The organism is Anaerotruncus sp. DFI.9.16 (genome assembly GCF_024461615.1).
GTDB lineage: Bacteria > Bacillota > Clostridia > Oscillospirales > Ruminococcaceae > Anaerotruncus > Anaerotruncus massiliensis.
In genome coordinates, this window is the sequence record NZ_JANFZX010000050.1 from 1 (window position 1) to 21,924 (window position 21,924).

General features: G+C 56.7%; 20 protein-coding genes, 1 tRNA gene and 1 pseudogene. 14 read left to right on the forward strand and 8 right to left on the reverse strand.

Going from position 1 to position 21,924, the window contains the following annotated elements; genetic code table 11:
- The first annotated feature begins 110 nt into the window (after window positions 1-110).
- Window positions 111-938 (forward strand): MYG1 family protein, encoded by an 828-nt coding sequence (locus tag NE609_RS13795; protein ID WP_256152820.1) that lies wholly within the window; start codon window positions 111-113, stop codon window positions 936-938.
- 17 nt (window positions 939-955) lie between these two features.
- Window positions 956-1,483, forward strand: a complete 528-nt coding sequence (locus NE609_RS13800; protein ID WP_256152821.1) for a DUF6125 family protein — start codon at window positions 956-958, stop codon at window positions 1,481-1,483.
- A 63-nt stretch (window positions 1,484-1,546) separates the two neighbouring features.
- Here NE609_RS13800 and NE609_RS13805 read toward each other — a convergent pair whose 3' ends face one another.
- The 3 genes from NE609_RS13805 to NE609_RS13815 are packed head-to-tail and all read right to left on the reverse strand — an operon-like array spanning window position 1,547 to window position 4,081.
- Entirely contained in the window at window positions 1,547-2,008 is a 462-nt protein-coding gene (locus NE609_RS13805) for a pyridoxamine 5'-phosphate oxidase family protein (protein WP_256152822.1), read from the reverse strand.
- 14 nt (window positions 2,009-2,022) lie between these two features.
- Window positions 2,023-3,549: an ASKHA domain-containing protein gene (locus NE609_RS13810; protein ID WP_256152823.1), complete on the reverse strand. Its 1,527-nt coding sequence runs from the start codon at window positions 3,547-3,549 to the stop codon at window positions 2,023-2,025.
- Window positions 3,550-3,553: 4 nt separating this feature from the next.
- Window positions 3,554-4,081, reverse strand: a complete 528-nt coding sequence (locus NE609_RS13815; RefSeq protein WP_121586706.1) for a phosphatase PAP2 family protein — start codon at window positions 4,079-4,081, stop codon at window positions 3,554-3,556.
- Window positions 4,082-4,274: 193 nt separating this feature from the next.
- Between NE609_RS13815 and NE609_RS13820 the strand changes: the two genes are divergently transcribed.
- The 3 genes from NE609_RS13820 (at window position 4,275) to NE609_RS13830 (ending at window position 7,507) form a co-directional block, all read left to right on the forward strand.
- Entirely contained in the window at window positions 4,275-5,798 is a 1,524-nt protein-coding gene (locus NE609_RS13820) for a phosphomannomutase/phosphoglucomutase (protein ID WP_256152824.1), read from the forward strand.
- A gap of 126 nt (window positions 5,799-5,924) precedes the next feature.
- Entirely contained in the window at window positions 5,925-7,316 is a 1,392-nt protein-coding gene (locus NE609_RS13825; RefSeq protein WP_305144922.1) for a glycine--tRNA ligase, read from the forward strand.
- A 115-nt stretch (window positions 7,317-7,431) separates the two neighbouring features.
- A tRNA-Pro gene (locus NE609_RS13830) sits at window positions 7,432-7,507 on the forward strand.
- A gap of 181 nt (window positions 7,508-7,688) precedes the next feature.
- Here the strand turns inward: NE609_RS13830 and NE609_RS13835 are convergent.
- The 5 genes and pseudogenes from NE609_RS13835 to NE609_RS13855 form a co-directional block, all read right to left on the reverse strand.
- A pseudogene (locus NE609_RS13835) lies at window positions 7,689-7,994 on the reverse strand (cell filamentation protein Fic); the annotation flags it as partial.
- 130 nt (window positions 7,995-8,124) lie between these two features.
- The gene (locus NE609_RS13840) at window positions 8,125-11,241 is read right to left on the reverse strand and encodes a type I restriction endonuclease subunit R (RefSeq protein ID WP_256152825.1); all 3,117 of its coding nucleotides are present in this window, start codon (window positions 11,239-11,241) and stop codon (window positions 8,125-8,127) included.
- Window positions 11,242-11,255: 14 nt separating this feature from the next.
- Window positions 11,256-12,512, reverse strand: a complete 1,257-nt coding sequence (locus NE609_RS13845) for a restriction endonuclease subunit S (RefSeq protein ID WP_256152826.1) — start codon at window positions 12,510-12,512, stop codon at window positions 11,256-11,258.
- Complete coding sequence (locus NE609_RS13850; RefSeq protein ID WP_256152827.1) at window positions 12,505-15,291, reverse strand: type I restriction-modification system subunit M; 2,787 nt, start codon at window positions 15,289-15,291, stop codon at window positions 12,505-12,507. The genes NE609_RS13845 and NE609_RS13850 overlap by 8 nt, the downstream gene beginning before the upstream one ends.
- A 211-nt stretch (window positions 15,292-15,502) precedes the next feature.
- The gene (locus tag NE609_RS13855; RefSeq protein WP_256152828.1) at window positions 15,503-15,748 is read right to left on the reverse strand and encodes a helix-turn-helix transcriptional regulator; all 246 of its coding nucleotides are present in this window, start codon (window positions 15,746-15,748) and stop codon (window positions 15,503-15,505) included.
- A gap of 437 nt (window positions 15,749-16,185) precedes the next feature.
- Here NE609_RS13855 and NE609_RS13860 point away from each other — a divergent pair, with 437 nt between their 5' ends.
- The 9 genes from NE609_RS13860 (at window position 16,186) to bcp (ending at window position 21,861) form a co-directional block, all read left to right on the forward strand.
- Window positions 16,186-16,443, forward strand: coding sequence for a hypothetical protein (locus NE609_RS13860; protein WP_256152829.1), 258 nt, complete (start codon window positions 16,186-16,188; stop codon window positions 16,441-16,443).
- An 883-nt stretch (window positions 16,444-17,326) separates the two neighbouring features.
- Window positions 17,327-17,896, forward strand: a complete 570-nt coding sequence (locus NE609_RS13865) for a TetR/AcrR family transcriptional regulator (RefSeq protein ID WP_256152830.1) — start codon at window positions 17,327-17,329, stop codon at window positions 17,894-17,896.
- A gap of 70 nt (window positions 17,897-17,966) precedes the next feature.
- Entirely contained in the window at window positions 17,967-18,629 is a 663-nt protein-coding gene (locus NE609_RS13870; RefSeq protein WP_256152831.1) for a hypothetical protein, read from the forward strand.
- A 1-nt stretch (window position 18,630) separates the two neighbouring features.
- Window positions 18,631-19,074 carry a DUF2871 domain-containing protein gene (locus tag NE609_RS13875; protein ID WP_121586701.1) on the forward strand — a complete coding sequence of 148 codons (444 nt, stop codon included), beginning with the start codon at window positions 18,631-18,633 and terminating at the stop codon, window positions 19,072-19,074.
- 45 nt (window positions 19,075-19,119) lie between these two features.
- A complete protein-coding gene (locus NE609_RS13880; RefSeq protein ID WP_256152832.1) occupies window positions 19,120-19,530 on the forward strand; it encodes a peptide deformylase in 411 nt (136 codons plus the stop codon).
- Window positions 19,531-19,662: 132 nt separating this feature from the next.
- The gene (locus NE609_RS13885) at window positions 19,663-20,121 is read left to right on the forward strand and encodes a metallophosphoesterase (RefSeq protein ID WP_256152833.1); all 459 of its coding nucleotides are present in this window, start codon (window positions 19,663-19,665) and stop codon (window positions 20,119-20,121) included.
- 4 nt (window positions 20,122-20,125) lie between these two features.
- The gene (locus NE609_RS13890) at window positions 20,126-20,626 is read left to right on the forward strand and encodes a hypothetical protein (RefSeq protein ID WP_256152834.1); all 501 of its coding nucleotides are present in this window, start codon (window positions 20,126-20,128) and stop codon (window positions 20,624-20,626) included.
- 10 nt (window positions 20,627-20,636) lie between these two features.
- The gene (gene yaaA, locus NE609_RS13895; RefSeq protein WP_256152835.1) at window positions 20,637-21,386 is read left to right on the forward strand and encodes a peroxide stress protein YaaA; all 750 of its coding nucleotides are present in this window, start codon (window positions 20,637-20,639) and stop codon (window positions 21,384-21,386) included.
- Window position 21,387: 1 nt separating this feature from the next.
- On the forward strand, window positions 21,388-21,861 hold the full coding sequence (gene bcp, locus NE609_RS13900; protein ID WP_121586696.1) for a thioredoxin-dependent thiol peroxidase: 474 nt from the start codon (window positions 21,388-21,390) through the stop codon (window positions 21,859-21,861).
- Window positions 21,862-21,924 lie beyond the last annotated feature (63 nt).

Sequence of the window (21,924 nt, forward strand, 5' to 3'; positions counted from 1 at the left end):
TGAACACCTTGACCACCCGGTTGCCCGCGTAGACCTCCTCAATCTTGCCGGTCAGTCTTCGGGACGCATGGGCGGGCGCCCCGCACCCCTGTGCCATGGGAGGAACACGAATGACGGCAAGCATCCCCGACACCGCCCTGACGCACGGCGGAAGATTCCATGCGGACGACGTTTTTTCGGCCGCGCTTTTAAAGCTCCTCAACCCATCCGTCCAAATCATCCGGGTGTTCGACGTGCCCGAAAACTTCGACGGGCTCGTCTTCGACATCGGATGGGGAAGATTCGACCATCACCAGAAGAACGCGCCCGTGCGGCCCAACGGCGTGCCCTACGCGGCGTTCGGCCTGCTGTGGAAGGAATTCGGCGCGGGGCTGGTCGGCCCCGAGGAGGCCGAACGGTTCGATTTTCATTTCATCCAGTCGCTCGACCTCGACGACAACACCGGCTGCGGCAGCGAGATTGCCGGGCTGATCGGCGCGTTTAACCCGAGCTGGGATTCGGACAGGTCGCCCGACGACTGCTTCGCGGAGGCGGTCGCCTTTGCAGAGGTGATTCTGGAGAAGCGGTTCGAGGGCATCTGGAGCATCCAGCGCGCCCGCGCGCTCGTGGAACGCGCGCTCGGCGAAATGAGGGACGGGATCGTGATCCTGCCCACCTTCGCCCCCTGGAAAATGGCGCTCGTGCCCTCCCCGGCGGAGTTCGTGGTCTATCCCTCCCAGCGGGGCGGCTACAGCGCGCAGGCGGTGCCGAACGACGACGAGACGCACAGCCTCAAGCATCCCTTTCCCGCCGGGTGGGCGGGCCGTTCCGAGGAGGAGCTTCCCCGGATTTCCGGGATCGAAACGCTGCGCTTCTGCCACAACAACCGGTTTCTGATCGCGGCGGGAACGCTGGAGGACGCCGTCCGCGCGTGCGAAACCGCGCGGCGGGGAAAATAGAGACGGAGGAAACGATGATGACGGAATACGAATCCATTCAGGAGCTGCCGCGGGAAAAGCTGCTCGAGCTTTGCGAAATGTTTTCCAAGAACTGGCTTGCGCTCGACGGGCTGTGGTTCCAGTCGATCGAACAAAAGCGCGGCATGGACGAGGCGGTCGAGCACGACGTGAACGCGTGGGCGCGCTTCACCGAAACCGAGGCGCGGCGGATCAAGGAGTTCCTCGGCCTGCCCGAGCTGGCGGGGCTCGAGGGCCTGCGGCGCGCGCTGGCCTTCCGGCTCTACGCGCCACTCAACCGCCACGAGACGGTGCTCGAGGGCAACACCCTCACCTTCTATGTGCAGTCCTGCCGCGTGCAGGACGCGCGCGCCCGCAAGGGGATGCCCTACCACCCCTGCAAGCCGGTGGGGCTCGTCGAGTACACGAATTTCGCCCGGGTCATCGACCCGCGCATCACCACCGAGGCGGTCAGCTGCTACCCCGACATGACCGACGAATCGAGCCGCTGCGTGTGGCGCTTCACCCTGGACCCCCAAAACGCCTGAGGCGGGCCGCTTAATGTCCGGATAACATGCAAAAAACGGGAGGCCGCTTTGCGGCCTCCCGTTTTAATCTCCCGGGTTCCGTTTGGCGCTCGCCGTGCGCACGGCGAGCTTACAGATGCAGACGGCGGGCAGATATTTTTCGACGACCTCTTCCCTGCGCGGGTCGCCCGGGGAATACCGCCGTGCCAGCAGGTCGAGCTTCTCCCGCTTTTCTGCGGGGTCGGTGACGATCGAGGCGGTCCCGGTAAAGACCGCGCTCTCATAGCGGGTGTTGTACCGCTCGGGGATCACCCTCGCCTGCCCCACCACCGTAAAGCAGACCTCCTGGCGCGCCCTGATGCAGTCGAGCTTCCGCCCGCTTTTCGCGCAGTGGAAAAAGATGCACCGCTCCTCCGGAAGCCAGACATAGTTGAGCGGGATGCCGTAGGGCCCGCCCTCCGGCGTCACGAGGGAGAGGAAGCCGTACTCCCCCTCCGCGAGGATGCGGTAGGCCTCCCGCTCGTCCAAAAACCGATTCTCAGCCATGGCGTCCGCTCCTTTCACCCTTCAGGGTTCCCAAAAATCATTTCCTCCACGAACCGCTCCCTGAAAACCGGGCTCTCGGTGAGGTCGAGCACCCGCGCGTCCCGCGCGAGCGCCTCCGCGTCGTCGAGCGCCCGCTGGGAGGCGGCGATCATGCAGGCGCCCATCCCGGCGGCGTTGCCCGCCGCGGACACCCGGCCCGCGAGCGCGGCGGGGATGAGGCCGACGCGCGCAGCGGCCTGCGGGTCGATCGCGCTGCCGAAGCCCCCCGCAATGTATAGGGTCTTGACGTCCGACGGTGAGAGGCCCGCCGCGTCGAAAAGGGCGTCCATCGCCGCCGCGATCGCGGCCTTGGCGATCTGGAGCTGCCGGATGTCCCGCTGAGTAAAGACCACCCCGCCGCCGAGCGGGAAGCCCTCCTCCCAGCGCTCGTCGAGCAGGCCGGTCTCGTCGACGGCGCCCAGCTCGAGCAGCGCGGCGAGCAGGCTGACCGCGCCGGTCCCGCAGACGCCGCGCGGCGGCCCGCCGCCGATCGTCCTGCAGACGATTCCGCCGTCCCTGACGGCGGCGGCGCAGATTGCGCCGTCGGCGGCGACCATCCCGCACCGGAGCCCCGCTCCCTCAAAGGCGGGACCCGCGGCCGCGGAACAGCAGAGCGCGCCTTCTTCGGTCATGAGGGCGAGTTCGCCGTTGGTGCCCACGTCGAGGAGCAGCTCGCGGGGCTCGAGGCGGCAGGCGAGCAGGGCGCAGACGGTGTCCGCGCCGACGAACGCGCCCACGCAGGGCGCGAGATAGACGGGCGCGGCAGGCGGCAGCGTGGGGAAATATCCCCGCGCGTTATAGAGCACCCCAAAGAGGCTCTGCGGGGTGTAGGGCGCCGCGGCGAGCCCGGCGGGATCGAGCCCGGCAAAGAGGTGGAGCATCGCCGTGTTGCCGGTGAGCACCACGCCGCGCACCCTGTCCGGCCGGACGCCGCGCCCGCGCAGCAGCCCGGCGAAGAGCCGGTCGAGCTGGCCGGCCAGCGCCTCCCGCAGGGGGCGGACGCCGATTTCGGCGCATTTCCCGATGCGGGTGATCACGTCGGCGCCGAAGGGGGCCTGCGCGTTCAGTTCCCCCGCTGCGGCGGGTCTGTCCGGACGCAGCGGGTCGCAGAGATACGCGGCGACCGTCGTCGTGCCGATGTCGGCGGCGAGGACATGCCCCCGCCCGAAGGGGGGCTCCCCCGCCGCGGCGGGGAGCGTCCCGCCCTTCTGCACCCGCGGGCGCGGGGGGGAAAGCGCGTGGACGGTGCAGCTCCCGAGCGCCCGCGCGCAGCAGGCGAGCCGCACGTTGGAGAGCTGTTCCTCGGTCGTGAGCAGCCGCTTTTCCTCCGCGGAGAGGGGGGAGAGCTCGCCGTAGGCGGTCACCCTGCACGCCCCGCAGGTGTGCGCGCCGCCGCAGGGCAGCGAAAACCCGTGGGGCGCGAGCAAATCGGAGAGGAGCGCCGGACCCTCCCAGGGGATCTCAAACCGTTGTCCGCCGAGGGTGGCACAAATCCGTTTCACCGGCTCATCCCTCCCCGGGCGTCCGTGGCAGCAGCCCGCGGCAGATCCAGCGCGCGAGCAGCGCGCTTCCCACCCCGAGCAGCGCGCCCGCGAGCAGGTCGGTCGGATAGTGGACCGACAGGTAGAGCCGGGAAAAGGCGATCAGGGCGGCAAGCGCCAGCGCGGGCACGCCCCACTTTTTGTTAAGCAGAAAGATCGCGGCCGCGCACGCGAAGGAGGACCCCGTATGCCCCGAGGGGAAGGAGGAGGAGCCGGGCGGGGGGATGAGCAGCGAAACGCCAGGCAGCAGGGTGAAGGGGCGCGGCCGCTGGATGAGGTTTTTGAGCACGATTTCGCCCGAAACAAAGGCGATCAGCAGCGACAGCCCGCAGAAGATGCCCGCGCGGCGGGTCTTTTTGCGGGCAAGCAGCACAAAGCAGATCACCACCCAGATGAATCCGCTGTCCCCGAGCGCGGTGATATAGGGCATCACCGTGTCGAGGAAGGGGCCGTGCAGATGTTCCGCGGCCCACCGGACGATGGTAAGGTCCATGTTCGCACCTCCTAACAGTCCCTCTATTTTATCATGGGAACGGCAAAACAATCAATGACAAACGGGAGATTTGTTGGTATAATAAACAGGTATTCACCCGGGCGGCGCCTGTGAACCGGACGGCGGCGCATGCGCCGCGCGCCCACGGCCCGCCGCCTGCTGAAAAGAATTTATCGTGTCTGGAGGAACAGCCATGTCCATCACCAAGGAAGCCATGCTCAAGCTGCAAAACGGCAGCGACGTGCGCGGAATCGCCACCGAAGGGGTCGAGGGTCAGCACGTCAACCTGACGGGCGAGGCCGTCAACCTGATCGCGCAGGCGTTCGCCCTGTGGCTCGCGCAGAAGAAAAACGCCGCGCCCTCCGCCCTCAAAATCGGCGTGGGGCACGACTCGCGCGTCTCCGCGCCCGCGCTGAAGGCGCAGGTGCTCGAGGGACTCGCCGCGCAGGGCGCCGCCGCCTACGACTGCGGGCTCGCGTCCACCCCGTCGATGTTCATGTCGATCGTCTTCCCCGAGACGCAGTACGACGGCGCCGTCATGATCACCGCGAGCCACCTGCCCTACAACCGCAACGGGCTCAAGTTTTTCGACGCGGACGGCGGCCTGGAGAGCCGCGACATCACCGACCTGCTGCTCACCGCCGCCTCCCTCACGCCCGCCCGGGCGGACCTCTCCAAGGTGCAGCGGACCCCGCTGCTCTCCCTCTACGCGAACAGCCTGCGGGAAAAAATCCGCCTGGGCGTCGGCGCGGAGGACTATGAGAATCCGCTCGCGGGCCTGCATGTGGTGGTCGACGCGGGCAACGGCGCGGGCGGCTTCTTCGCCGAGCAGGTGCTCGCCCCGCTGGGCGCGGATACCGCGGGCAGCCAGTTTCTCGAGCCGGACGGCACCTTCCCCAACCACATCCCCAACCCGGAAAACGCCGCGGCGATGGACGCCGTGCGCGCCGCGACGGTCGAAAACCACGCCGACCTCGGCATCATCTTCGACACCGACGTCGACCGGATGTCGGCGGTGCTGTCGGACGGCTCGGAGGTCAACCGCGACGCGATCATCGCGATGATGGCGGCCATCCTCGCGCCCGACTATCCGGGCGGGACGATCGTCACCGACTCGGTCACCTCCGACCGGCTGACCGGCTTTCTGGAAAACACGCTGCACCTCAGGCACCACCGCTTCAAACGCGGCTACAAGAACGTCATCAACGAGCAGAAGCGCCTCAACGCCGAGGGGGTTTCCTGCCCGCTGGCGATCGAGACCTCGGGCCACGGCGCGCTCAGCGAGAACTACTACCTAGACGACGGCGCGTACATGGCGGTCAAGCTGCTGATCGCGGCGGCGCGCGCCAGGCGGGAGGGCAAAAGGATCGACGCGCTGATCGAAAAGCTGCCCCCCGCGTACGAGACGCGGGAATACCGCATGAACCTGCTCGGCGACGACTTCAAGGCCTACGGGCTCGACGTGCTCGCCCAGTTCGAGGCGCGCGCCAGGGCGGCCGGCTACGCGGTCGCGCCCAACTCCTACGAGGGGGTGCGCCTCTCCTTCTCCGGCCCGGAGGTGAAGGGCTGGCTGCTGCTCAGGCTGTCGCTGCACGACCCGCTCATGCCGCTCAACCTCGAGGGGGAGCGTCCCGGCGACTGCGACCGGCTCGTCGCGGTCGTGAAGGAGCTGCTCGCGGGCTACGACCGGCTCGACCTGTCCCCGCTCGATCAATAAGGCCCGGACGCGTCCCGGCGGGCAATTTCGCCGCCGTTTCCCGCGGCGCGGCCCTTGATTTTGGGCGCGGATCCCGATATAATAGGGCTTTAGGGACCCATATGAGTACGAGAGGATGTCGTCACGTTGAATCACAGTGAAAAAACGATGGAGAAAATCGTCAACCTCTGTAAAAACAGGGGCTTTGTCTATCCGGGCTCGGAGATCTACGGAGGACTTTCCAACAGCTGGGACTACGGCCCGCTCGGCGTGGAATTCAAAAACAACGTCAAGCGCGCCTGGTGGAAAAAATTCGTCCAGGAGAGCCCCTATAACGTCGGGCTCGACTCGGCCATCCTGATGAACCCGCAGGTGTGGGTCGCGTCGGGGCATGTGGGCGGCTTTTCCGACCCGCTGATGGACTGCAAGGACTGCAAGACCCGCCACCGCGCCGACAAGCTCATCGAGGACGCCACCGGCGAGATCGCCGACGGCTGGTCCAACGAGCAGATGTACGACTACATCAAGGAGCACGGCATCACCTGCCCCGAATGCGGCAGCGCGAATTTTACCGAAATCCGCAAGTTCAACCTGATGTTCAAGACCTTCCAGGGGGTCACCGAGGACGCCAAAAGTGAAATCTACCTGCGTCCCGAGACGGCGCAGGGCATCTTCGTGAACTTCATGAATATCCAGCGCACCACCCGCAAAAAGGTGCCCTTCGGCGTCGCGCAGGTGGGCAAGAGCTTCCGCAACGAGATCACCCCCGGCAACTTCATCTTCCGCATCCGCGAGTTCGAGCAGATGGAACTGGAGTTCTTCTGCAAGCCGGATACCGACCTCGAATGGTTCCAGTACTGGCGCAGCTTCTGTGAGAACTGGCTCCTGGCCCTCGGCATGGCCAAGGACAACATGCGCCTGCGCGACCACGCGAAGGAGGAGCTTTCCTTCTACTCCAAGGCGACCACCGACATCGAATACCTTTTCCCGTTCGGATGGGGCGAACTGTGGGGGATCGCCGACCGCACCAATTACGACCTCTCCCGCCACGCGGAGTGCTCGGGCAAGGCGCTCGACTATTTCGACCCCGAGACGAACGAGCGGTACGTCCCCTATGTGGTCGAACCGTCGCTCGGCGCGGACCGCGTCGCGCTCGCCTTCCTCTGCGACGCCTACGACGAGGAGGTCGTCGGCACCGACGCGAAGGGCAAGGAGGACGTGCGCGTCGTCATGCGCCTGCACCCGGCGCTCGCCCCCTTCAAGGCGTGCGTGCTGCCCCTCTCCAAAAAGCTCGCCGAGGGCGCCGGAAAGATCTACGAGTCGCTCTCGAAGGAATTCATGGTCGACTACGACGACGCGGGTTCGATCGGCAAGCGGTACCGCCGCCAGGACGAGATCGGCACGCCCGTCTGCATCACCTACGATTTCGACAGCGAGACGGACGGCTGCGTGACCGTCCGCGACCGCGACACGATGGAGCAGGAGCGCATCCCCGTCTCCTCCCTCGGAGATTACCTCAAGGCGAAACTCGCGTTCTGATCCCCACCGCCGGGCCGGCCCCGATCTGCCCGGCCCGCCGCCTTGACACCCGCCGCGCGGTATGCTATGATGACATTTGCGGCACGCGACTTTGTCGCGTGCCGCAAGCATTTTTCGGGGTGTAGCGCAGTTGGCAGCGCGCCTGCTTTGGGAGCAGGATGCCGCAGGTTCGAATCCTGTCACTCCGACCAAGGGTAAGTCCATATGGGACTTACCCTTTTTTTCTTTATTTTTATGTGGTATACTTTTCTAAAGAAAATTTTTCTCGCTGGTATAGATAGAATGTGGAGGTGAAATAGTGGAAATTCCAGGTGAAGGTCTAATCAGCACTGCAATAGAACAAGTGGTCGCAGGTGTTCAAATTAAAGTCTCGATCATCTGCAGGCTGTAGTGCATGACTTCGCGGCTGACCTGACGACTGCCCTCGGTTTGAACTATTCGGAATTTCCGAATAGTTGCCGCTTTCTGCAATTCATCATCTGCAAAAATCTTTTTAACGTGCTCATTGATCGTGAGGACTTCAACATCATAGAGCTGCGCCATCATCTTCTGCGTCAGCCATATGTTTTCATCCTCGTATCGCATCTCAATAGCTTCTTCGCTGCCGCCACTGGCGGCTATGAAAGTTAGATACTCCGCCGCAGAGGAACGGATGGTGCAGCTCTCTTTTTTGTTCATAAGTGATTCCACCTCTATGTCGGGACAAGCAGTGAACCATCATTTCCTTTGTGTGTATGCGACCAGCTGAGATCGCACCTGGTATGTTTCAAATAGTCTGATGTTTTAAGAAGGGTTATCCGCGCCCTTTCTATTCAATGTCAAATCCACCCTCAAGGATAAACTTTCTCAAAACCTGATCCACTTTCATGTTGATTTGAAACAGCTTGATAGTAGTTCCTTCAAGTGCTTCTAAGAATGTTTTTGCTCTGTCCCTGTTAACGGTTGCTTTCAATTTGTCAAGGCGGCCAAATTCATTGATATTTGCTTCTGTGACTCTCAGCTGCATGAAATCCCGCAGCATCGTCTCATCCACGCCAAGAGCCTCTGCGAAACGATGGAGCTGGTCATTCTTTGCGCTGGTCATATACTCCGTGATGTAGTCACGCAAAGTTTTATCCTCGTCAACCACAATGTCTCCGTTCTGTACATCGTGCAGGAAGATATTTGCATACTTCTGCTCTTCTTGCGTAAGGGTTGCAAACGATTTATGCAGTTCGTTCAACACCGCCGCTGTTTCCGTTCCATCTTGTAGTGCCTTGAAAAATTTGCTGAATCTGGAGTTCATGTAATTGGCATCAATTACGCCGGTATTGATTTCGGTCAAATAAGAATCAATCTCATAGGGAACATCGTCACCGCCCAAACCTGTTCCATCGCCGGAAAATAGCTCTTTATAACGGAGTGCAAGAATCAGATAGGCAGTTTCATCCAAATGAAGCTCGATAGTAGTTTTACCCGTTTCCGCTTTATAAGAAAGCTTATTCCAAGTAAATCCTTGAATTTTAGCGGCTTCCAAATAGTTATTAAAACGCTTGAACAGCTTGGCAAACTGGCCGCGCTCTGCGTGATCTTCCGGCAGTTTTTCAAAATTTTCAACTCCGGCGGAACGAAATATCGCCTCGATATCATCATACAACTCATTTAGCTTGCCCAGGTTATACTCCAGCTTGTCCGCGAATAAGCCACGGGGCTTATCACCGGAATACAGCTTGAATGCCTCATCAGTATTCCGCTGCATGGTGTACGGCATACGGTAATATCGAATTGTGCCGAAGGGCTTCTCCGGACCAAAAAGACGGTTGGTGCGGGAAAACGCCTGAATTAGCTTTTCATAGACTAAGACCTTGTCCAGATAGAGTGTGTTGATCCATTTGGAATCAAAGCCGGTCAACATCTGATCCACAACAATCAGCAAATCAATCTGCTGCTTCGGGATCCGCTCCACGGATTTATACTGTTCCTTGTGCGCCAGGCGGTAGGAAACATCTTTTTTGAAGGTCGCATAGGTAGCCAGCTTGAATTTCATATCATAGCAGGCATTGTAATCTTCAAGGATCTCAACAATGGATTCTTCCTTAAAGATTGCCCCGCCATTGTTATCAATATTGGGATCAAAGAGCGCCGTAACTTTCAGAGTGCCTTTTTCCTTAAAAAGCTTGTAATACTGAATCGCTTCAGGGATACTGCTGGTTGCAAAAATGGCATGGAACTTACTTCCGTGACTAAGTGTAACCCAGTTGTCCAGAATGTCATCCACCACGGCACACCGATGTGTTTCGCAATCATATTGTGAATTTGGCAGGTAATCTTCGATGCCCTTCAGATATTTTCCATCTGCCTGAAGTACTCCGGCCATCGGTACTTTTGTGTGATCCATGTAATGAAGATAAACTTTTTTCTTTCGAGGATTAGTGATTGCCTCTGCTTCGGTAGTGGCTTTGGCTTTATCGAGGGCAACCGCCTTGCGTAAATCGCGGTCCTTGTATGTAGGTACCATATAGGGGTCAAAGCCCAGAACGTTTTTATCCCGGATGCCGTCCGCGATGCTGTACCGATGAAGCTCGTTCCCAAACACGTCGGAGGTAGTGCTCATTTTCTTCTGGTTTTCTTCATGGATCGGCGTTCCGGTAAACCCGAAGAACATAGCGTTGGGGAAAGTTTCCTTGATCTTGCGCAGCATCTCGCCAAACACATCACGATGCGCCTCATCAATGATAAAGACAATTCTCTTCTCCTGGATCAGTTCGATGTCACGCGAATTATAACTGCTGTTTTCCTCGATGCGGCTCATTTTTTGAATAGATGTGACAATCAGCGTGTTAGCCGGATCGTCACTTTTCAGCTTGGCCACCAGTACATTTGTATCTTCTGTGGACTGCACGGAATCCGCATCATCGGCAAATCCTCGATAATCCATCAGAGACTGCGTTCCAAGCTCCACGCGGTCCATCAGGAATACCACTTTGTCGGCGTCTTTTGAGCCGGCAATCAGCTGAGCCGACTTGAAACTGGTCAGGGTTTTGCCAGAGCCGGTCGTGTGCCAAATATAGCCGCCATACGGATCTTTATCCGCCCAGCGCCGCATAGCAACACGGCCGGTAATACGGGAGGCCGCATAATACTGATAGCTGCGCATGACTTTCAGAATCCCATCGGTATCATCGGCCACCGTATAAAATCCAATCAGTTGGTGCGCCATAGGGATGGAAAGAAGATACTGGGCTATGTCCTTCCAGTTGTTGAGCGGTTCGTTATTGGAGTCCGCCCAATGGAAATAAAAATCCTTGTTGAACATTCCCTCTGGGCCAGGATTAGCAAAGTAGACCGTCTCATCCGGCTGCATGGCAATAAAAATTTGTACCAGGGCAAACAAGCCGGAGAACACGCCTTCATGGGCGTATTTTTCAATCTGGTTATATGCCTGGCTTACATCCACGCCATTGCGCTTGAGTTCACAGTGGATCAAGGGCATACCGTTGATGAGCAGCATAAAATCACCCCGGCGATTGGGCAGAATGGCGCTTCGCGCTTTGAACACCGGCTGCTTGGCAATCTGATAGCGGCTTTGTCCGGCAGCAATTTCCCGCTGATCGTAGATTTTCAGGCTGACCTCTTTGCCAAAGTGTAACGCATCGGTGGGGTTATCCCGCTTAATGGCCACCGTTTTGCCGTTTATAAAACTGTTAAGCTTCAGTGGAGTGCGAAGATGAGTGATCTGGTCAAGGATTTGCTGCATTTCTCCATCGGTCATGGGAACATCATTCAGTCGGTCTATATCCCGGTTGTTCTCAAAGAGGATTTGTTTCCAGTTTTGGATTAGATCTTCTTCGGTTTTATAGCGCAGGATTTCTGGCTCCCAACCATATTTTTCTGTCAGTAAATTAATAAGCGCTGCTTCAAAGACAGCTTCATTTTCAAATGCCATGGCAGCCTCCTGTATTAGAAGAACATTTTTTCCAGTAGGGCTTTTTTTATGGATTGGAGTTTGTCGAGTTCCTGCTGACGAAGCGTTATTAGGTTGTCGAGCTGGCAAAAATAGTTTCCAATTTGTTTTTGCTCATCTATTGATTGTGGATATGCAATGGTGGTCTCTTTCACTGATGACTTTGAAATTGACGTAACTTTTATGCCCTGCATAAACGGTAAAAGCTGATTATGATATGCTGGAGAATTCATATAATATCCAAGGTATCCTGGCGCAAAATATATCAGCGGTCGGTATGGTATTGTATGGAGTCCTGCAATCACTACTTCGCTATTTATTCCAACAATTTCAGTACACTTTCCAACAGCTTCATCTTCAGCGGTATCTGCTACAATGATATCTCCATTTCTTAAAAAAGATTTCTTATATTTAATAATAATTGACTCATCTGTAATCGCAGGAAGTGGCGCTATTTTTATATCTAAGACTTCCCCAAATCTAACTAAAACATCGCCATAGTGAATATCTTTAGCTAACCCTTCTTTAAAAGACAAACACGACCTTGAAAGAGTGTTATTTTGCAAGTCGATGAACACATGGTCCAGCTTACGCCGCTCCCACGCTCCAGTAAATCCCTTAAAACGCACCTCCGGCACATCTGCGCCATCTTTTGGGAACATCTTTTCCAGCATGGATGCTTTAAGGGCTTGGAGTTTTTTAAGTTTGGATTGGTGATGTGAAAGTAAACTATTAATGTTATCTAAAAAATCAGCAATACTCCTTTGTTCATTAAACATGGGACACCGTGGCTTAAAGTTACTTAAGTGCTTATAATAGAGTCTTGTCCTGGTCCCACCCATTTTTCGCTCCCGGCAAAACCTTCTAAATTGCTCAGAAGAATTCAGAAGCGCAACTATAAAGCGTAAATCATTGTTATCTGTGCTGTCAAAAACAGGATATTCTCTACTGACGAGGCCTTTTTCTACTATGTCATTAATATTGAAGTGAAAAATGTCATCATCACTCATGTGACGATATGTGCATTTCCCATATGGCACTACGCTGAAAAGAGTCTCATTGTTCTCGGTAGTTCGATTGCTTCTATATTCGTCTTGAAACATGATCCCCTCGCGTGAGGAGGTAAGCAGAGGATATGAAGAATCAAGCGTGGCATACTCATGCAGCTCTTCTGTCAGCTCACCTATAGAACGCTTTTCCCACTCATCAAAAAACCACTGAAAACGAATCGCAGGCTTTTTTATCTCATTCATCCCGTTCACCTTTCAGCAGCGACTGGAATTCGCCAAGCCCTTTCATGGCAAATTCGCTACCTGTGAGGTTGTCAATCATGCTGGCAAGCACAGTTTCCGACTTCTGTATCTGCTTGTCCAGTTCCACATAGGTCACGGCATACTTATCCGCTAACTCCTGCACTGCCTTTTCCAGTCTATCAATGATATCCTCTGGCATAGCTCTCAGAGAGGCGCACAGCGGAGCAATCCATTTCAGGCGCAGCAAATCTAGGACTTGCTCGTCGCTCATCCCTTCAATAGTTTCTTTCGTTTTCAGGTGCAGCGCTTCTGTCATTTCCCTGGTTTCTTTCTTGACGCGCTTCTCCTCTGTCAGCAGCTTATCGGCCTTGATCATTTTCCCCTCAAAGGAATCCTCCGGGAAGGTATAGGCCGCCCGAAGCGCTTTGATATAAGTGGAAACTTTGGCTTTTGCATAAGGGGCATTTCCCTCTACATTGGTCCAGTTGACCTCTTGGTGGTTTTTGATATATTCCAGCTTTTTTGCTTTTCCGACCTTTGCACCCAGCAAGTCCAGATAGCCCTGCACGCCTTCCAGCTCCGGGGATGAAACATCCCCATAAATTTCCGCAAGCTTTGCCGCAAATTCCTTGGCAACAAAAGCAGTGTTTTCGTCGTTCAAAAATTCGCCGCGGTCGCTCTCGTCGATAGAGTCAATAACCTCGGTCAGCTCCGCTGCAATGTCGTCCAGCCGCGCTTCCTTCGCTTTGAGCGCGTCGTAATCCTCCTTCAGAAGGGTGGTCTGCACCAGCTCAAAGGGGATCACGTGGCCGACCCAGCCGTTCTGTACTTCCTCTTCCTTGTCATCCTTCTTTTTGATCACCATGTTGGGATCAACCTGCTTTGCAGCCTCAAAGCCCTCCGTCTGAATTACTTCAAGATCAGTGGCAATTTTACTCCATTGATCGTCCAACAGCTGATAGGCCTGGTATTTGTCCAAAAGCGGCAACGGCGCAATGCGGCCAAAAATATTTTGTGTGATCACGTCCTCTGTCTGAGCGACATGCAGATCCATCATTTTTTCAATCAGTTCGCCGTCCAGATACGCGTCAAAGTCAGCAAATGCGGCCTGATGGGCGGTGACAAATTCTTGTACATCGTCACTGCCCTCAATGGCTTCTTTGATGTTTTTGGCAGCCAATGTGGAATACGGGGTGTCATCGGACGCAAACAGCAGTTTCTTTAATAGGGGGAATGCGGCCCAATAGGACTCCAGGCGGTCAATCTCGTGGTTGGGAATGCCACCAAACATGGTAGCGTAGATGTCCCATGTTTCCGGGACGTCAGAGGAATCGATATAACGCGGAATGTTCAGGTTGTAACCATTGCGGCGGATTTCCTTTTTGGAAACCAGACGAGCAAATTTTTCAATACTCTGGGGACGAGCGGCAACCGCATCCACAATTCGCTTGATGTCGGACGCCATGAGCTTATTCGTTTTGCCCACCTTGCTAAAACCCTTGGAAGCGTCAATAAACAGGACGTCAGATTCCTCGCGCTTTTGGCGCAGCACCAAAATAATCGTTGGAATACCCGTTCCAAAGAAAATGTTTGCAGGTAGGCCGATAATTGCTTCGATGTTGTTATTCTCAATTAGATTGCGGCGAATCTTACCTTCGCCCTCGCCCTGTCCATCAGTTCCCCCCAGCGCATCGCCACGGAACAGAACGCCATGGGGCAAAACGATGGTCATAATTCCATCCGGTTTCAGGTGATAGAGGTCATGCAGCAGGAAAGCGTAGTCCGCTTTGCCTTTGGGCGCAATTCCATAGCGGTAGCGTGAATCGGTCTCTTTATGCTTCGGATCCCAGCGCTGAGAATAGGGCGGATTGGAGACCACGGCATCCAGGTACAGGGGGTTATACTCCTGGGTAACATCGTCATACATGGGCCAGTCCTGCTCCAAGGTATCGCCGCAACGGGTGAAGATATTATCCGGCTTGATTCCACGCATAACAAGATTCATACGGGTCAGATTGTAGGTGTTTTCCTTTAGCTCCTGGGCGTAGTACATGATGTCATCTTTGCTTTTTGTGAACTTGGAAACACTTTTACCAATAGTAATAAGCAGAGAGCCAGAACCGCTTGTGGGGTCGTAAATTTCAATTTTTTCTCTGTCCTTCAAATGGTGCGCAACAATTTCAGACATGAGCTGAGACACTTCGTGAGGGGTGTAAAACTCACCAGCCTTTTTACCGGCATTGGCCGCAAAGTTGCTAATAAGATACTCATAGATAAAGCCCAGAACATCATAGTCCTGTTTTCCATCTGTTGGAATATCCTTGATTAACTGAATCAACTCACTGATTGACTTGGTCTGGCTGCTGGTATTGTCCCCAAGCTTGCTTAGGCCAGTTTCCAAGGTGTTGAAAATCTTATAGAACACCTTTTTTTGAGTTTCACTAATTAAGCGGTTAAATGCAGAGAGGGCCGTTCTGACATTATCCACAGTGAAGCTGTTACCCTTTGCCAGCCAAGTGGAGAATAGGTTATCATAAGCAATAAAGTACCCAAGGTGCTGCTGGCAGTAGTCTACAAGCGGTTCGTTATTCTCATGGGTATTCTCCTGAATATCAGCATCTTCATAACCGTCTTTTTTGAGGAATTCGACTTCCTTGTCGGACAGAAATTTATAGAAAATAAAGCCCAAAATATAATCCTTATACTCGTTCGCTTCAATTTTGGAACGCATTCTGTTGGCAGATTCCCAGATTTTATTTGCCAGCTGTTGTTTGTTCATAGGTGAGCTTCTCCAATCCAATTATACTTAATCCTTCTTTTTCGCTTTCTCAGCATCCAACTAAAATGCATTAACTTTATTTTAACAGGAAGCGTATAGAGATAAATCATTACAAACGGAGCCACCAAAGTCATGAGAGTGAATATATCTAATTGGCATCAATCCCTGATTGGCGCAATAAAAATGTGTATATAGTCTAAACTTGACCCTATCAAACATCCTTGGCGTCTCCTTCATCATTTTGCGATTTTGGATTACCTGTCACGATCTCCATAATGTCTTCAACACCGCAGTTTAATGCCGTACAAATCTTTAGAAGTATCTCTGTGGAGACATGACCATTACGGCCCATTTTGGTAACGGACGCTGGGCTGATGCCAGCTTTTACACACAGGTCTTTCTTCTTCATATCTTTGTCGATGAGCAGTTTCCAGAGCTTTTTATAACTGACAGCCATAAAGCGTTCCCCTCTTCTCAATATATGAAAAATACTCTGCCAGATGGCAGAGTATTGCAGAGATACCGCCACACTGCTGAGGCTTATCACAACACCGACAGCGTTGTTTTTAATGATAACACATTCGGTCAGAAATGGCAATAAAATGATAAAAGCGCACGATTTTTAGTTTCCAAAGCACTGGGTTCCTCTAATAGTTTGACCGGGTAAAGAAATGCGCTATTTCTTTGTTTACAGCGACGCAGAAACTGAGCGTGGCAATGCCGTTGCAAGCAGCTTGACTTCCCGGCAGAAAAGAGCTACGATACTCAAAACTGAGAGGCTAAAATCGCATGAAGAATGTACGCACCTTCCCTTGGCAGATAGGTTGCCTGTAAGAGAGCATATTTCCTTGACGTCTCTTGCAGGTGGCCCAAACTGTCAAGGAGTGATCACAATTGAACAGAGATCGCAGTTACTATCGCAAGCAGCGCAAGCGCGCCATTCATCGCAAGGAAGGAATCCTCAGTCGAATCGGCGGTGAAGCGTATATCTTTACGTGGGCGCATGGGGCGACGGGTCGTTTTGCAAAGGGGAAGATCCACTGCTCCTGCTGGATGTGCCGCAGAAAGTCTTATGACGATCCGCAACTCCGGGATAAACGGATGGCGATGGACGCTGCTGAGCAGCTGCGCGAGATCGAGTGGGGCCTATGATAAAAACGCTTCCCGCCTGGGTCCGGTGACAAGCGCCGGCTCTGGGCGGGAAGCGTTTTTGACCACATTGATTACCACAGCCGGGTGCGGAGCACGCGGAAACAGTGTATCAAAGAGTGCCAAAGAGTAAGTAAAACTGAGCGGAAATGACTATAAACCACTACAAATAAGCACAAAAAGCTCCCCAGAAATTTTTGGGAGCAGGATGCCGCAGGTTCGAATCCTGTCACTCGGACCATTGTAGAAGACTGTTGTCTTTTTTCGGAGGTCTTCTACTTTATCTGTGTTCATGCAGGGGCGAGAATTTTAAGACACTTATAAGCACTTGCGCGGTATGGCAGAAAATAGGCAGGGTATAGTTGTTGCTGAACGGTTAAAACGCTTGGATTCTATTGTAGCTAAGCTGTAACGTCAACCTGCTATGAGTCTGTGGGAAATGCAAGGTTTGGGCGGCTTTAGGTTTATTGTTCCGACCGTCCCAGAGGTCTATCAATATACGGAAAAACACAAGGCCTTACGAATTAGACATCCGTATATTAAAACTTAGGGCTATATTAAAAACCCCAAAGTATTTGGCTATTGAAGTTTACATTTAGTATTCATTTTAACAGTGATTCAAAAGAAACCTCTAATAGAAAGATATTGCAAGCTTTCTCCAAGTTCAATAATTACACTCTGACCAAAATTTTTGAAAAGCCGCCCCTTATAGGGCGGTTTTTCTACGCATATCGCGCCCTACACCCCTGCGAACGGCAACCCGGCAAGGCCCGTCCGCCGTGCAGCTCGTGGGAAACTGGATAAAAAAAGTGTCGAATTTTTACGGCGCCTTGACAAACGGTCGGCGACACGCTATAATGAACATTGTTCAGTTACGAAAAGCGGGGTGGTTACGGTCAACACGGTGGTGACGTCGAAAGAAGCGATTATGAAAACCTGCCGGGATATGGTGTCCGAACGGGGCCTGTCCTCCCTGGACATGCGTTCGGTCGCAAAGGCGTGCCATGTGGCGCTCGGGTCGCTCTACAACTACTTTCCCTCGAAGGACGCCCTGGTCACCGCGACCATCGAGAGCGTCTGGCAGGATATTTTCCACATGGAGCAGTGCTGCGAACAGAAGCCCTTCCCCGAATATGTCCGCTGGATCTTCGACAGCGTCCGGCAGGGGACCAGGGAGTACCCCCACTTTTTCACGGCGCATTCCATCAGCGTCGCCAGCTCCGCCAAGGAACAGGCGCGCAAAACCATGGAGCAGTATTTTTCCCACATGAAGGCGGGAATGGCGCAGTCGCTCCGGGCGGACCCGGCCGTCAGAAGGGACGCGTTTTCCGCGTCGTTTTCGGAATCGGACCTGATCGATTTCGTGCTGTCCAACCTCCTGACGCTGCTGGCCCGGCAGGAGGACGACTGCGAGGTGCTGCTTGAAGTGATCCGCCGGGTCCTGTATCCGGCCTGAAAGCCCGTCTGAGGACGGGTTTTCAGAGCGCTTATTGTGAACGCCGTTCAACTTGAAAGGAGACGCCGCGATGCAGGCAGTATTTGAAACCCTCTTCGACATCGTTTACCTGTCCACCGTCATCACGCTGGGATATCGGATGATCCGCGGCGGCAAAGATCAAAAACAGTACCTGCTGTTTGGGGTCATGGCCGTCGTCCTCGGCTGCGGGGACGCCTTCCATCTGATCCCCCGCGCCGTCGCGCTCTGCACCACGGGGCTGGAATCCTATCCCGCGGCGCTGGGCATCGGGAAGCTGGTCACTTCGATCACTATGACCGTCTTTTACCTGCTGCTCTATTATGTGTGGCGGGCACGGTACCGGATCACCGGCCGGGCCGGGCTGACGGCGGCCGTCTGGGCGCTTTCGCTCTCCCGCATCCTCCTCTGCCTGGCGCCGCAGAACCGCTGGACCAGCGCCGACGCGCCGCTCAGCTGGGGGATCTACCGCAACATCCCCTTCGCGCTGCTGGGGCTGCTGATCGTGCTTCTCTTTTATCGGAGCGCCAGACGGCACGGGGACCGCGCGTTTCGCTTCTTGTGGCTCGCCGTTCTGCTCAGCTTCGCCTTCTACCTTCCGGTCGTGCTCTTTGCCGACGCCCTGCCGCCGGTCGGCATGCTGATGATCCCCAAAACCTGCGTCTACGTCTGGATGGTCGTGATGGGCTTCCGGGCGATGAAAGGAGAACACTGATATGAAAAAATACCTGAATTTCGCGTTTGCTTATGCGGTCCTCGCCATGGCGGGCGGCGTATTTTACCGCGAATTTACCAAGTGGAACGCCTTTACGGGCGCGACGGCCCTGGGCAAGGTGCACACCCACCTGTTTATCCTGGGGATGTTCCTCTTTCTGATCGTCGCGCTCTTTGCCGGGCGCGGGGACGGCCTGGAGCATTACAAATCCTTCCGCGCCTTCCTGTATCTCTACAACGTGGGGCTCCCGCTCACGGCGGTCATGATGGTGGCGCGCGGGATCCCTCAGGTGCTTGCGCTTCCGCTTTCCAAGGGGATGGACGCGGCGATCTCCGGGATCGCCGGGATCGGGCATATCCTCCTCGGGACGGGCGTCGTCCTGCTCCTTTTGTCGCTGAAAAAAGCGGCGCGGCACGCGGAGACTGCGGCGCAGGGCCGCCGTTAGCGGGCGCGGCGCGCGGGAATCCGTGGAGAGAAAGGGGAAAGACCGATGATACGGGAAATTATGAGGGACGAAGCGTTCCTGGCGCGGAAGGCCGAACCGGCCGGGGAGGCCGACCTGCCCGCCGCGAGGGACCTGCTGGACACGCTGGAGGCCCACAGACAGGGCTGCGTGGGCATGGCGGCCAATATGATCGGCGTCAGCAAACGCATCATCGCCTTTGAAAACGGGGGGAACTACACGGTGATGTTTAACCCCGAGATCATCAGGCGTTCCGAGCCCTATGAGACGGAGGAGGGCTGTCTCTCCCTCTCCGGCACCCGGAGGGTCAAACGCTGGAAATCCATCAAGGTGCGTTACCAGAACGAATCGTTCCAGACGCGTCTGAAGACCTTCGCTGGCTGGACCGCCCAGATCATCCAGCACGAGGTGGACCACTGCGAGGGGATCCTCATCTGAGGTCTCCGGGTTCGGAAAAACGCACCGCTTCCGCGGTGCGTTTTTTGTCCGCGGCGGGGGGCGCGGGGCGTTCCAAAAAAACGCGGAATATGGTAGAATAACGGCGGGAACCTTGCGGAGCGGGAGGCGGCCATGAAAAAAATCGTCCTGTTATCAGACACCCACGGCCTCCTGCGGGAGGAGGTCAGGGCCCTGCTGGCCGAGGCGGACGCCGTCGTCCACGCCGGGGATTTCGACACCCCGGAAGTCGCGGACGCGCTGCGCGCCTGCGCGCAGCCCCACCTCGTCCGGGGCAACAACGACGGAGCGTGGGCGGAGGACCTGCCCCGAACGCTCGCGTTCACCATCGAGGGGGTACGCTTCTTCCTGGCGCACAACCGGAGGGACGTGCCGCGCGGGCTGAACGGCGTGGATGTGGTGGTCTGCGGGCACTCCCACAAGTACGCCGCGGAGGACCGGGACGGGGTGCTGTGGCTCAACCCCGGGGGCTGCGGCAGGCGGCGGTTCGGCCTGGCGCTCACCCTCTGCCTGATGGAGGTTGACGCGGGCCGTTACCGCGTGGAAAAGATTTTTCTTCCCCGGGAGGGATGAAACGATGGAACTGGGACTGACGATCCCGCTGCGGCGGCATTTGAAGATGGACAGCCTCCCCCACGGGGAGACGCCCGACCGCGAGGCCTGCTGGGACCTGCACGTCATCACCCTCCGGGGGCGGAAGAGCCTGCTCGCGGTCCACTGCCGCAGCCGCTACGCCTTTGTCCTCTTCGGTCTGAGCGGCGCCGAGTGGGAGGCGCTGCCCGCGACCTTCCTCGAGGGGCTTCGCAGGAGCCTGGACGCCGCCGGCGTCGAGCCGGAGACCGCCGGGGAATACCTCCGCCGCGCGGGGGACATCCGGCTGACGAGGACGCACGGGCGGCGGGAGGTTGCCTTTCTCAACCGGGCGTGGGAGGACGTGACGGCGCTGGACCATGCGCTGGACCCCGCCCGCCGGGAACAGCCGCTTCTGGACCGCGAAGTCAACGCAAAGCCCAGCCGCTGCGCCGGGTACGACGGCACGGGCCCGGCGCGGCAGCGTCTGGCGCGGAGCCTGCGATAAGGAGGCGCCTATGCGGATCATCATATCCCCCGCGAAAAAAATGCATGAGGACGCCGACAGCCTCGAACCCCTCGGCCCGCCCCGGTTTTTGCCGGAGGCGGAACGCCTGCTGTCCGTCCTGCGCCCGATGCCGCTGCGGGAGTTGAAGGCCCTCTGGCAGTGCAGCGACGCGATTGCCGCCCTCAACGCGGAACGGCTGTGCCGCATGGACCTGCGCGGGCGGCTGACCCCGGCGGTCCTCTCCTACGAGGGCATCCAGTACCAGTACATGGCCCCCGGCGTCTTTGAGACGGGGCAGTTCGCCTACCTTCAGGAGCACCTGCGCATTCTCTCAGGCTTTTACGGACTGCTGCGGCCCTTCGACGGGGTGGTCCCCTACCGGCTCGAGATGCAGGCCAGGCTCCCGGTCGACGGACATCGGGACCTTTACGGCTTCTGGGGGGACAAGCCCGCGCGGGCGCTGGCCGGGGAGACGGACCTCCTGGTCAACCTCGCATCGGCGGAGTACAGCCGGGCGGTGAAGCCGCATCTGCCGCCCCAGGTGCGGTTCCTCACCTGCACCTTCGGGGAGTGGAAGGAGGGGCGCGTGATCGAAAAGGGGACGCTCTGCAAGATGGCGCGGGGACGGATGGTGCGGTGGCTGGCGGAAAACAACGTCACCGCCGCCGGGGACATCCGGGAGTTCCGCGAACTGGGATACCGGTATAACGCCGGCTGTTCCGGGGAAAATCACTATGTATTCATCAAGGAGGATGGCTGATATGCTGGAAGCCGGAACCAAAGCGCCCGATTTCACCCTGCCGGACAAGGACGGACGGCCCGTCTCCCTGTCGGACTTTCGGGGGAAAAGGGTCGTGCTCTACTTTTACCCCAGGGACGACACCCCCGGCTGCACCCGGCAGGCCTGCGCCTTCGCGGCGGCCTACGACGCGTTCCGGGAGCTGGACGCGGTGGTCATCGGGGTGAGCAGGGATTCCGCCGCCTCCCACCGGAAATTCGCCGAAAAGCACGGCCTGCCCTTCCTGCTTCTCTCCGACCCGGAGCTGACCGTCCTGCAGGCCTACGGCGTCTGGCAGGAGAAGAAGCTCTACGGAAAGGTGAGCATGGGGGTCGTGCGGAGCACCTACCTCATCGACGGGGAGGGCGTGATCGAAAGGGCCATGCCGAAGGTCAAGCCGGACACCAACGCGGAGGAAATCCTCGCGTATCTCCGGGATCGCCGCGGCGGGAAATAAAAAGAACAGGCGGGGGGGGGGGGGCGCGCCCCCCACAGCTCAATCCCATCGAATCCGTAGCGG